Origin of the sequence: Prolixibacter sp. SD074 (genome assembly GCF_009617895.1) — a bacterium.
In the GTDB taxonomy this organism is placed as follows: domain Bacteria; phylum Bacteroidota; class Bacteroidia; order Bacteroidales; family Prolixibacteraceae; genus Prolixibacter.
This window is the reverse complement of record NZ_BLAW01000001.1, coordinates 3,889,158-3,902,053: the sequence shown is the minus strand read 5'-3', so window position 1 is coordinate 3,902,053 and position 12,896 is coordinate 3,889,158. Positions and strand designations below refer to the sequence as shown.

The window sequence follows — 12,896 nt, the reverse complement described above, 5'->3', positions numbered from 1 at the left end:
CTTAATTTAGATATTGCTGTAAAAATCAATAGTGTCACCTTCTACCAAAGTAACGATTGCCTTTTTATACGAGTTGGTCTTACCAGTCAGAACACCACTTTTAGTAAAGCGGGATTTGGCTTTACCCGGATAGACCATGGTGTTTACGGAGGCAACCTTAACGCTATAGAGATCTTCTACAGCCTTTTTAATCTGCTGTTTATCTGCCCTGCGATCAACAACAAACCCGAAGCGGTTAAACGTTTCCGCCTGGTCAGTCATTTTTTCGGTTACAATGGGGCGAATCAGAATATCAACCATCATTTTTAGCGTTAAATCTTAAACATTTCCTCCAATGCCTTCACAGAACTCTCCACGAAAACTACTTTCTTAGCATGCATTATTTTGTACGTGCTTAACTCAGAGGTAGTTAATACTTCGGCATTCTGTAAATTTCTGGATGACAAATATATGTTTTTATTTGCTTCAGATAAAACAATCAACGACTTTTTATCAGCCACTTGCAGATTGTTCTGAATGGCAACAAATTCCCTGGTTTTGGGCCCTTCGAAGTTGAAGTCTTCCACAACAAGGATATCATCGCTCTTTGCTTTATAACTAAGAGCCGATTTCCGGGCCAATGTTTTCAGCTTTTTGTTCAGCTTGAAACCATAGTTGCGGGGCTGTGGCCCAAAAGCACGACCTCCACCACGGAAAATGGGCGACTTGATGCTACCGGCACGCGCGGTACCAGTGCCTTTTTGTTTTTTCAGTTTACGGGTCGAACCGGTAATCTCTCCACGTTCCTTCGATTTGTGGGTACCCTGACGCTGATTGCCCAGGTACTGCTTTACATCAAGGTAAATGGCGTGATCGCTAGGTTCGACAGCATAGATAGAATCGACCAACTCTATGCTTCTTCCGGTTTCTTTTCCTGCTGTATTTAAGATTGCAATTTCCATTACTGTGCAACGATTAAGTATGAACCTTTGGCTCCCGGTACGGAACCTTTAACAATCAAGAGATTTTTCTCAGGGATAACCTTTAGCACTTTCAGGTTCTCTACAGTTACCGTCTTACCTCCGTCACGTCCGGCCATACGCAGACCTTTGAATACACGTGCAGGGTAAGAAGCAGCTCCGATAGAACCCGGTGCGCGCAGACGGTTATGCTGGCCGTGTGTGGACTGACCAACACCTCCAAAACCATGACGCTTAACTACCCCTTGAAAACCTTTGCCTTTTGAGATACCCGAGATATCGACCCAGCTTTCTTCCTGGATAATGCCAACGTTTACGGTATCGCCAAGCTTGAGCCCTTCATCGAATCCTTTGAATTCGATTACTTTACGTTTTGGGCTGGTGCCGGCCTTTTTATAGTGGCCAAGTTCAGCTTTCGTGCTGTGCTTTTCCTTCTTGTCCTGAAAACCCAGCTGAATTGCTTCGTAACCATCAGTTTCGATGGTCTTAACCTGGGTCACAACACAGGGACCAGCCTCAATCACAGTGCATGGGATGTTTTTCCCCTCAACACTGAATACGGAAGTCATTCCGATTTTCTTTCCAATTAATCCTGGCATTTCTACTTGCTTTAAGCAGTTTATCAAACTTTAATTTCAACCTCAACACCACTGGGAAGCTCGAGCTTCATCAGGGCGTCGATTGTTTTAGCAGTTGAACTATAAATGTCGATCAACCTCTTGTAAGACGACAATTCAAACTGCTCCCTCGATTTCTTATTTACGAAGGTTGATCGCAGGACAGTAAAAACACGACGATGAGTAGGAAGCGGAATAGGACCGCTTACTACTGCACCTGTAGTCTTCACTGTTTTTACGATCTTTTCTGCTGACTTGTCGACCAGGTTATGATCGTAAGATTTCAGCTTTATCCGAATTTTTTGACTCATGATAAGAACGTATTACAGCAATTATATTATAACAAATCTGTTCTTCCTTTAACATTCTCAAGCACACTAAGTGCAATGTTCTTCGGTACTTCGGCATAGTGCGCAAACTCCATCGATGAGGTGGCGCGTCCTGAAGACAGGGTACGCAGTACGGTAACGTATCCAAATTGTTCGGAAAGCGGCACCAATGCTTTAACAACACGTGCACCCAGCTTTGAGTCCATGCTCTCAACCTGTCCGCGCCGGCGGTTCAAGTCCGAAACGATGTCACCCATATATTCATCAGGAGTAACGATCTCCACTTTCATGATTGGCTCCAGTAGTATCGGTTTCGCTTTGGAAGCGGCATTTTTGAATGCCTGACGACCAGCGACCTCGAATGACAACTGGTCGGAGTCAACCGGATGGAACGAACCATCAAGCAAGGTAACTTTCAGATTCTCAATTGGGAATCCGGCCAACGGACCGTTTACCATAGCGTCTTTGAAACCTTTTTCTACCGAAGGAATATATTCTTTAGGAATGTTTCCACCTTTTACTTCGTTAACGAATTGCAAGCCTGACTGACCTTCATCAACCGGCCCAACTTTCACAATAATGTCTGCAAATTTACCGCGACCGCCAGTCTGCTTCTTATATGTCTCGCGAAGTTCTACAGTTTGCGTAATCGTTTCCTTGTATGCTACCTGAGGCGCTCCCTGGTTACACTCAACCTTGAACTCCCGTTTCAGACGATCAATGATAATCTCGAGGTGCAACTCACCCATACCACGAATAACCGTCTGTCCACTGTCCTCGTCGGTATTAACCCGGAAGGTCGGATCCTCTTCGGCCAGTTTCGCCAAACCATTCGACAGTTTATCCAAATCTTTCTGAGTCTTCGGCTCAACGGCAATGCCGATAACCGGTTCCGGGAAGGTAATCGACTCGAGCAGAATAGGACTATCAACGGCACACAATGTATCACCGGTACGGATATCTTTGAAACCAACTGCTGCACAAATATCTCCTGCTTCTACCGAGTCACGAGGCTGCTGCTTGTTGGAGTGCATCTGATACAAACGCGAAATACGCTCTTTTTTGCCCGTACGAGTATTCATTACATAGGAACCGGCCTCAAGCGTACCCGAATAAATACGGATGAAACAGAGACGACCGACGAACGGGTCAGTGGCAATTTTAAATGCCAGCGCGGTAAGCGGCTCTGAAGCTTCGGGTTGACGCATGATTACTTCTTCGGTACCCGGCTTGTATCCTTTTACTGCGCCAACATCGATTGGGCTGGGCAGGAAAGCACAAACAGCGTTCAGCAACGTCTGAATACCTTTGTTTTTGAACGCAGAACCACACAGCATCGGGACGATATCGCCAGCAATGGTTGCTTTACGAATAACGCTGTTCAATTCTTCAACGGTGATGCTATCCGAATCTTCAAAGAATTTCTCCATCAGCTCTTCATCCTGTTCGGCAACTGCTTCTACCAGTTCCTCACGGTATTCGTTTGCCTGATCAAGCATGTCTGCAGGAATATCCTCGATATCATATGCTGCCCCCATGGTTTCGTCGTGCCAGACAATGGCCTTCATCGAAATCAGATCGACAACTCCCTTAAATGTCTCCTCTGAGCCAATCGGAATCTGAAGCGGAACCGGATTTGCACCCAGTTTTTCCTTTACTTCACCTACCACTTTGAAGAAGTCGGCTCCCGATCGGTCCATTTTGTTTACAAATCCCATGCGCGGAACACCGTATTTCACGGCCTGACGCCATACCGTTTCCGACTGAGCTTCCACACCACCAACGGCACAGAAGGTTGCAATAGCACCATCGAGTACACGCAACGATCGCTCAACCTCTACTGTGAAGTCAACGTGCCCGGGAGTATCGATGATGTTAATCTGATGAATAATACCGTTATACTTCCACTCGGTAAATGTAGCAGCTGAAGTAATCGTAATACCACGCTCCTGCTCCTGCTCCATCCAGTCCATTGTAGCTGCACCGTCGTGAACCTCACCAATCCGGTGAGTACGGCCAGTATAGAACAAAATCCTTTCGGTGGCAGTGGTTTTGCCGGCATCAATGTGTGCCATGATGCCTATATTTCTGGTATTTCTTAAATCCCTTGCCATGTGAATAATACTACTCTATTCATGAATCCTTTTACTATAACCTTACACCAAACGACTAGAAACGGAAATGTGCAAATGCACGGTTCGCTTCTGCCATCCGGTGGGTATCTTCTTTCCTCTTGTAAGCTCCACCTTCCTCGTTAAATGCTGCTACGATTTCTGCGGACAATTTTTCCGCCATTGATTTACCTGAGCGTTTGCGTGCGAAAACAATCAAGTTACGGATCGAAATAGCCGTTTTACGTTCACCCCGAATTTCCATCGGTACCTGGAAGGTTGCCCCTCCAACGCGCCTACTTTTCACCTCTACCATTGGAGTAATGTTCTGAAGGGCTTTTTTGAAGATATCGAGAGACGAAAGCTCGTTTTCCTTCATCCGCTCATCCACAATTGCGAGCGCATCATAGAAAATTTTTAATGCGGTGGTTTTTTTCCCGTCACGCATTAAGTCATTCACAAACCGGGTTACCAGTGTGTCATTGAATTTCGGATCTGGCAACAGAACCCTCTTCTTTGGTTTTGACTTTCTCATTTTTAGTTACTCTTGTTAAGTGTTATTCGAATTAGCTGTTGTTCAGTCTTCAGTTTGCCAGCCTGCATGCACAGGCCCTTACTCAACCAAACCACCACACAAATAACTAAATTGTACTAATTTCATTAACTGCAATAAATCGCTTATTTCTTCGGACGTTTGGCACCATACTTCGAGCGACGCTGCGTACGACCTTCAACGCCGGCTGTATCGAGCGCACCACGAATCAAGTGATAACGTACGCCAGGAAGGTCTTTTACACGACCACCACGCACCAGCACAATTGAGTGCTCCTGCAGGTTGTGTCCTTCACCCGGAATGTAAGCGTTTACTTCTTTACCATTGGTCAACCTTACCCTGGCAACTTTACGCATTGCTGAGTTTGGTTTCTTTGGCGTAGTCGTGTAAACACGTACACAAACGCCACGACGTTGCGGACAAGCGTCCAGCGCGGGAGACTTACTCTTCTCGTTAATCTGTTTTCTCCCTTTACGTACTAACTGTTGAATAGTAGGCATAAAAGTTTAAAATTTGAACATTAATATATTTACGCACACAAAATGGTTTGCAAAGGTATATTATTTTTCGGAGAATCAGCACTGTTTATTACTATCCAGCCGCGGATCCTGCCTAAAATCGGTTTGCAAAATTACACATTTTCAAGACAAAACCGCATTTTCGATAAAAAAAATAGTGCTATCTCTGCGATTTTGAGGAATTTTAGATTTTTCGCAGGGAAATTGTTCTACCGGGCCACGCGTTCGCGGAAGAGTGAACGAATGGGATTGAAGAGTCGCTGTAACAATCGGCGATCTTCGGTAATGATTTCGGCCGACCCGGAAATTTCGTGGTTAAAACTGAGCTTCGTCCCGTAATTAGTTACCAAGCCATTGGGCAGATCAACTTCACAGGAATAGTAATCATCATTCGGGACCAGTGAAATTTTGGCAACACGCCCTTCAACCATTCCGTATTCCATATAAGGATAATTATCGAACTTGATGTTGACCCGCTGTCCAACCTCTACCTTGCCCGACCCCCGGATTTGCAATTTCACTTTACCAATAATACGACTGGGCTTATCAGGAACAATCGTAAATACATTTTCGCCTTGTTTTACATTCTGGTTTACACTCCAGAACCTGGTAAAAGTCACTTCTCCTTCAATCGGCGCTTTCATCATGAAATTTAACTCCCACACATCAATCTCACTCCGAAGGTTATTGTATGCCTCTTCCAGCGAAAGCTGCAGTCCTTTTTTCTCCTGGTCATATTTGTTCTGCATGTCGATAACTGATTGCTGCAGATCCAGAATTTTCATTTGTGTTTCGGCGAGTGTGGTCCGGACGCCTTCAAAATCGTACTCCTTATTTAGTAGCGTTTGTTTCGAAGTTTCGAACTCAGCCAGCGATAAAACACCTTTCTTATATAACAATGAGTCGCGCTTAAATTTCTTTTCGGTCAGCCCCAAATCTTCCAACACTACATTGCGACGGCTCCACTGCCGGTCATAATATATCCGGTAAACCCGAACCTGAACCTGTAATGCTTTGATTTTCCCGGGATAATAATTACGTTCTGAAAAATGAACATAATCATTATACAATTTCAGGAATGCGGTATACCTGGTTTGAATGGTCCCAAGTGTATAATTATCGCTGAAAACAGTCTGTTTCTTTAAATCAAAATCGATAAAGAAAGGAGCGAGCCAGCGTAAATGCTTTTTCAAATCGAGTACATCGTCGAAATTGGCGGAGTTTTCCAACAATGCAATTCGTTGTCCTTTCTCAACATGCTCTTTATCCTTCACATATAATTGCGTAACCTTTCCATCGACACGGGCCAAAATGTTGGCCGGCGGATTTTCGGTGGTGACTACAATGGGAGACGTAATAATATCAGGGTACTTAAAAAACCAGCTACCAATAAAAAGCAGGGCAATTACTACAAAAACCAGTGTTGTACCGTTGCGTGTTATCCACGCAGGTATACGTCCAAGAATATCCTGAACTTCTTCGCTTCTGATTTCCAAGTGTCTCTTTTTATCCATAAAATCGGCAACGGTTACATATATAAATAGCACCCTAAAAAATCAGGCGCCCAATTCCAGCTGATTCTTCACCAGATGAAAATATTGTCCTTTTTTAGCAATTAAATCTTTATGTGTTCCCCGCTCTACGATCGCTCCTTTTTCAAGCACCACAATCTGGTCGGCATTTTTTACCGTACTTAAACGGTGAGCCACTACAACAACGGTACGGCCTTTATAGAACTCTTCCATATTCTCCATGATAATTTTCTCGTTATTGGCATCCAGTGCATTGGTGGCCTCATCGAGGAAAATAAAATCGGGATCTTTATAAATGGCACGGGCCAGCAAAATTCTCTGCTTCTGCCCCTGCGACAATCCAACGCCTTCCTGCCCAATCTTGGTATTGTAACCAAGAGGCAACGATTCGATATACTCCTGTATGTTTGCCATCCTGACAGCGTGCAACATTCGCTCTCTGTCAATAGTCTCCTGGCCAACGGCTATATTATTTATAATGGTATCCGAAAAAATAAATCCGTCCTGCATCACTACACCGCACTTATCGCGCCACAAGCGGCTTGAAAAGTTTCGAAGCTGGATGTCGCCCAGATGAATATCTCCTTTCACCGGTTGATAAAATCCCAGCATCAGTTTTATCAGCGTGGTTTTTCCACTTCCACTCATTCCCACAATGGCTGTTGTTTTTTCGGCAGGAATATGCAAATTGATATCTTTCAGAACCATTGGTGAATGCGGGCCTTCATACTGAAAATGGACACTATTTATGCTCAGCTCCTTGTTTTCCGGAAAAACCGTAATCTTCGGCTCTTCGGCCTTTTCTTCGTCTTCCTTTTCATGAATCTCACCCAAACGCTCAAGTGATATCTTCGCATCTTGTGCCGTTTGGAAGAAATTCATCAAACCTTCAATCGGCGCATTCATCTGACCAATGATATACGATACAGCCACCATGGCACCCAGTGTCATCTGCCCCTCGATAACCAACTTAGCCGACAGAAACGAAACCAAAATATTCTTCAGCTGATTGACAAAGCCCGACCCAATGGTCTGCGTCTGCGTAAGCGATAGCCGCTGCACGTTCACCCGGAACAACCGGGCCTGAATGCGCTCCCATTCCCAGCGCTTTTGCTTTTCGCTGTTATTAAGTTTGATTTCCTGCATCCCGGTTATCAGCTCAATCAGCTTACTCTGATTATCGGATAACTGAGCAAAACGACGAAAATCCAACTCGCGGCGACGCCTCATAAATATCAGAATCCAGATAACATACAGAATACTTCCTACCAGGAATATGGCCAGAATCTGCCAACTGTAGATAGCCAGAACAATGGAAAAAACCACCAGATTAAACATGGAGAAAAGCACATTTAACGACTGGTTCGTTAAAAATTGCTCAATTCTGACATGATCGCCAATGCGCTGCATCATATCACCTATCATCTTGGTATCGAAAAAACCGATAGGAAGACGCATTAGCTTGACAAGAAAGTCTGAAATCAGCGATATATTGATGCGTGTAGTGAGATGTAATAAAATCCAGTTGCGGATAAATTCAACGGTCGTTTGCGAAATGAACAACACTAACTGGGCTACCAACACCAGGGTAACAAACCCCATGTTCCGGTTATTGATACCCACGTCGACCATCGATTGGGTTAGGAACGGGAAAATCAGCTGGAACAAACTCCCCAGGAATAATCCCAGTGCCAGCTGTATCAAAAATTTTTTGTAAGGTTTCAGATATGCAAACAGGAACCGAAATGAAGATTTATTTGTTTTCTCATCTTCGATATTATAAAAATCGGGGGTCGGTTCCAGCAGCAGGCACAATCCCTTGGCATTCTCTGTATCTGTTGAGCCGGTCCATCCTTTCATGAATTCGCTAACCGAATATTTCAGTAAGCCATAAGCCGGATCGGCTACGTAAATTTTCCCCCTTTTGATTTTATATACAACGACAAAATGCTCCTGTTTCCAGTGGACAATACAAGGTAACGGAACCTGTTCCGTCAACTGCTCAAAGGAGGACCGCGCCCCGATGGATCGCATCCCAATCGATTCGGCCGCATCCGATATTCCCAGCATGGATACGCCTTCTCTGGTTAGGTAACTTCGGTCCCTCAGGGTTTGAAGTGAAAAATTTTTCCCGTAATGTTTTGCAATCATCCGGAGGCACGACGGACCGCAGTCCATGGCATCCAGTTGCTTAAAGAAGGGAAATCGCTGCATGTACAGATAGTTTAATCCCAGGAAATGTTTCTGAACAAATATAACGGGAATCAATTATATTCAAAACAAAATGCTTTTTTATGTATAGTTCAAGAGGTTATATTCGATAAAATATATTCTAAAACATATTTCCACTCCTCAATTTAACCTCTTCTTACCTTCCGCTTCCGCGAAAAAAAATGCGATAATTCTGAATGACAAGTTATTTAAGACGAAAAACCAATGTCCACATCCGGGAAAAACTGTCAAGCCACAACCATGAAAGGATTGTGTCTTGTTAAATAATTTTTAATTTTGATAGACTTGTTTGGCACCTGCCGAAAATAAAAACAGGTGTCGTTTTTCTATTCGAAACCTTTAAACATTTTTTCCATCCTAAAAACTTTGACTACACATGAAAGTATACCAAACCAATGAGATTAGGAATCTGACGTTACTGGGTAATGCCGGCGCCGGGAAAACCACCCTCGCGGAGACAATGCTCTACGAGGGTGGCGTTATCAACCGAATGGGTGAAGTAGGCAACAAAAACACCGTTTCTGACTATCACCGGGTTGAACAGGAGTACGGAAACTCCGTTCACCCAACCGTCCTCTATACCGAATACAACGGTTGCAAACTGAACATCATCGATACGCCCGGAATGGACGACTTTGTCGGTGGTGTGATTCCCGCCCTCAGTGTTGCAGCTACCGGACTCATGGTTTTTAACACCGTGAACGGAGTAGAAGTAGGAACCGAAATTGCCAACCGCAACGCAGCCAAATTCCACACCCCGCTAATTTTCGTGATGAACCACCTGGATCACGAAAACACGAACTGGGACATGTCAATTGACTCGGCGAAAGCCGCTTTCGGCAATAAACTGGCTATCATCCAGTATCCTGTAAATCCCGGTACCCGTTTCAACAAAGTGGTCGACGTACTGAAAATGAAAATGTACGAATGGCCTGCCAATGGTGGCGAACCCAAAATCATCGATATTCCTGAAGAAGAGAAAGAGAAGGCCAAACAAATGCACAACGATTTGGTGGAAATGGCCGCCGAAAATGATGAGGATTTGATGGAACTCTTCTTCGATAAAGGCGAACTCACCGAAGATGAAATGCGTACCGGCCTAAAGCTCGGAATGCTCGAACGTAGTGTTTTCCCCGTTTTCTGCGTATGCGCTTCCCGCGACATGGGAACCCGCCGATTGATGGAATTCATCATTAATGTGGCCCCACACCCCGGAGAACTTGCCCCGAAGAAAACCATTAATGACAAAGAAGTAAAAGCCGACGTTAATGGCCCGACTTCACTTTTTGTCTTCAAAACTTCCGTTGAACCGCACGTAGGTGAAATCACTTATTTCAAAGTGATGTCGGGAACTGTGAAAGAAGGCATGGACCTGATAAACACGGCCCGCAACGCCAAGGAACGGATTTCGCAAATTTACGCCGTTGCCGGTAAAAACCGGACCAAAGTAACAGAGATGGTCGCCGGAGATATCGGTGCCACCGTGAAACTGAAAGAGACCAAACACAATCATACGCTTTCCGACAAGGATGCAAATTATAAATTCCCGTCACTCCAATATCCGGAACCTCGCTACAGAACTGCCATCAAGGCGGTAAATGAGGCGGATGAGGAAAAGATGGGCGAATACCTGCACCGGATGGCAGAAGAGGATCCAACTTATATAATTGAGTACTCGAAAGAACTGAAACAGGTAATTGTGCACGGCCAGGGAGAATACCACCTCAATACCTTGAAATGGTATCTTGCCAATGAATTCAAAATTGATATTGAGTTTCTCAAACCAAAAATTCCTTACCGGGAAACAATTACTAAAGCCGCACAAGCCGATTATCGTCACAAAAAACAGAGTGGTGGTGCCGGACAGTTCGGTGAAGTTCATATGATTATCGAGCCTTATGAAGAAGGCATGCCCGCTCCTTCGATGTTCAAAATTGACGGGAAAGAATGGAAAGTCAATGTTCGCGGTACCGATGAGCACAAACTGCCATGGGGTGGAAAACTAGTCTTCTGCAACTGCATCGTTGGAGGTTCCATCGACGCCCGATTCCTTCCGGCCATTCTGAAAGGAATTATGGAAAAAATGGAAGAAGGTCCGCTGACTGGTTCATATGCCCGCGACATCCGCGTTTTTATTTACGATGGAAAAATGCACCCGGTTGATTCCAATGAAATTTCGTTCAAACTGGCCGGACGACACGCCTTTAGTGACGCATTCAAAAAAGCTGGCGCCAAAATTCTGGAGCCTGTCTACGATGTAGAAGTGCTGGTGCCATCCGACCATATGGGCGATGTGATGAGCGACCTCCAGGGACGCCGTGCCCTCATTATGGGCATGAGCTCAGAAAAAGGATTCGAAAAAATCGTGGCAAAAGTGCCGCTGAAAGAGATGGATCGCTACTCCACAGCATTAAGTTCGCTGACCCAGGGACGGGCTATGTTCACCATGAAATTTTCGAATTACGAAAAAGTTCCGGGCGACATTCAGGAAGAGTTGCTTGCTGCTTACGAAGCAGAACAAGTCGAAGAATAAATTGTCTTTTCCAACCTATGACTAACTTAAAACCCCTGACTCCTTAATTTGGAGCAGGGGTTTTTCATGTTCAATTTTATCTGCTGTGTTATGTCACCTTAGGAGGTGAATAAATCCTTTTCGTTTTCGTCGTGTCCCGTCGCGCCCCACCGCATCGATCACAAAAAAGTATACACCAGCAGAGGCTGGTTTTCCACCAATCTTGCCATCCCACGCCGCCAGCTCAGAGTCTTCAGGGATATAGCCACTCTTTTTAAAATGGTGAACGGTCCGCCCCCAGCGATTCAGGACCTGAAAATCGAGCGATTCCAACGAACGTGTTTCAATTTTCAAAACATCGTTCATGCCATCGCCATTTGGCGTAAAAACAGGCGGCACCATCACCAATGAGGTATCCACCACAATGTAATCGCTCAGATAAAAAGTATCCCGGCAGGTAAAATTCGGATTCTCTTTTGCGGCAACCAACTTCACCATGTAACGTCCCGAATTCTCGTACGTGTAAACGGGATTCACGCCAGCCAGCACTTCCATAATGGAATCAACCGGCTGAGTTGTCGTGGATGCTTCTTCGCGGATAGCGCTAATATCGCGGAACAAAAACCATTCGAATTTGTCATTGTCGGCATTAATCGATTCGTTATTGAACTGCACGTCCAACGGTGCCTGTGGATTACTATACTGCGGATCGCTTTTCTGGCTGGTAGTCCAGGAGAATTTTGCTTCCGGCACAACCGATTGGTACGTTACCGTGGAAGTAGCTGCACAACCAGCCCGGTTGGTGACTTCCAGCCGGTAGTCGGTGTTTTGTGCCGGTACATCATACATGGTAAAAGCAGGCTGCGTAGACAAACGTGAGCCACCATCGTACCAGGCATACGTATCATTCGGAGCCAGCACAACCTGCTGATTCGAGCTGATATCATAGTAAATAAAAGTAGAACCCGTTACCGTCGATTCAAGATGAAAAGAACTACAGGTCGATGCTGTTACAGCCGCAGTTACCTGCAACCAACTGTTAAACACCCAGGACCGGAAAGAATAATTATTGCCGCCATCGGTAAATGAAACCTGGTAACAACCATCGGCCAGATTTTGAATAACAGAAGACGCTCCGCTTTCGGTGGCATACGCATCGAAACTGCCCGTTGCGCTGTTGTATTTAGTCCAGTTGAATGTAACGACACTACCCGCAGACGTTGCCTGCAATTCGGCAATTTGCTGCCCCTGCTGTGTGCAGAAATAATAAACCATATCATTATTCGGGGTAACCGGATAACTTGTCCTTTCCGAAAAATCAGAGGCGGGGGCATTAAGTTGCTGTGCAGTTGTCAGCAATGCCATTCCAGGCACAAAAAAAACAACAAGACATACTTTGATAATCAATGGGTTAATTTGCATGCAGGTAATTCTTTGCGGTTAAACCTGAATACAAGTATAAAAATAATCGACGGGAATTAATTTGAATTCCTTTACAGACCATTGAAATTTTTCCATACAGGCAGTTATATT

The 12,896-nt window shown here is 44.8% G+C and carries 11 protein-coding genes; 1 reads left to right on the top strand and 10 read right to left on the bottom strand.

Annotation, left to right across the window (positions count from 1 at the left end; genetic code table 11):
- Window positions 1-6: 6 nt before the first annotated feature.
- The 9 genes from rplW to GJU82_RS16715 all read right to left on the bottom strand — a co-directional run bounded on the left by rplW (window position 7) and on the right by GJU82_RS16715 (window position 8,833).
- The gene (gene rplW, locus GJU82_RS16755) at window positions 7-303 is read right to left on the bottom strand and encodes a 50S ribosomal protein L23 (RefSeq protein ID WP_228488748.1); all 297 of its coding nucleotides are present in this window, start codon (window positions 301-303) and stop codon (window positions 7-9) included.
- Window positions 304-311: 8 nt separating this feature from the next.
- On the bottom strand, window positions 312-941 hold the full coding sequence (gene rplD / locus GJU82_RS16750; RefSeq protein WP_153633200.1) for a 50S ribosomal protein L4: 630 nt from the start codon (window positions 939-941) through the stop codon (window positions 312-314).
- Window positions 941-1,558, bottom strand: coding sequence for a 50S ribosomal protein L3 (gene rplC / locus GJU82_RS16745; RefSeq protein ID WP_153633199.1), 618 nt, complete (start codon window positions 1,556-1,558; stop codon window positions 941-943). The genes rplD and rplC overlap by 1 nt, the downstream gene beginning before the upstream one ends.
- Window positions 1,559-1,581: 23 nt before the next feature.
- On the bottom strand, window positions 1,582-1,887 hold the full coding sequence (gene rpsJ, locus GJU82_RS16740) for a 30S ribosomal protein S10 (protein WP_025863432.1): 306 nt from the start codon (window positions 1,885-1,887) through the stop codon (window positions 1,582-1,584).
- A gap of 26 nt (window positions 1,888-1,913) precedes the next feature.
- Window positions 1,914-4,019, bottom strand: coding sequence for an elongation factor G (gene fusA, locus GJU82_RS16735; RefSeq protein WP_153633198.1), 2,106 nt, complete (start codon window positions 4,017-4,019; stop codon window positions 1,914-1,916).
- A gap of 55 nt (window positions 4,020-4,074) precedes the next feature.
- Window positions 4,075-4,551 carry a 30S ribosomal protein S7 gene (gene rpsG / locus GJU82_RS16730; RefSeq protein WP_153633197.1) on the bottom strand — a complete coding sequence of 159 codons (477 nt, stop codon included), beginning with the start codon at window positions 4,549-4,551 and terminating at the stop codon, window positions 4,075-4,077.
- Between the two features lie 143 nt (window positions 4,552-4,694).
- Complete coding sequence (gene rpsL, locus GJU82_RS16725) at window positions 4,695-5,069, bottom strand: 30S ribosomal protein S12 (protein WP_106540266.1); 375 nt, start codon at window positions 5,067-5,069, stop codon at window positions 4,695-4,697.
- 227 nt (window positions 5,070-5,296) lie between these two features.
- Window positions 5,297-6,583 carry an HlyD family secretion protein gene (locus tag GJU82_RS16720; protein ID WP_194831092.1) on the bottom strand — a complete coding sequence of 429 codons (1,287 nt, stop codon included), beginning with the start codon at window positions 6,581-6,583 and terminating at the stop codon, window positions 5,297-5,299.
- 60 nt (window positions 6,584-6,643) lie between these two features.
- Window positions 6,644-8,833 (bottom strand): peptidase domain-containing ABC transporter, encoded by a 2,190-nt coding sequence (locus GJU82_RS16715; RefSeq protein WP_153633195.1) that lies wholly within the window; start codon window positions 8,831-8,833, stop codon window positions 6,644-6,646.
- Window positions 8,834-9,227: 394 nt separating this feature from the next.
- Between GJU82_RS16715 and GJU82_RS16710 the strand changes: the two genes are divergently transcribed.
- Window positions 9,228-11,384: a translation factor GTPase family protein gene (locus GJU82_RS16710; protein WP_153633194.1), complete on the top strand. Its 2,157-nt coding sequence runs from the start codon at window positions 9,228-9,230 to the stop codon at window positions 11,382-11,384.
- A gap of 93 nt (window positions 11,385-11,477) precedes the next feature.
- On the opposite strand, the gene GJU82_RS16705 is transcribed toward GJU82_RS16710, so the two are convergent.
- A complete protein-coding gene (locus tag GJU82_RS16705) occupies window positions 11,478-12,785 on the bottom strand; it encodes a gliding motility-associated C-terminal domain-containing protein (protein ID WP_153633193.1) in 1,308 nt (435 codons plus the stop codon).
- Window positions 12,786-12,896: the final 111 nt, after the last annotated feature.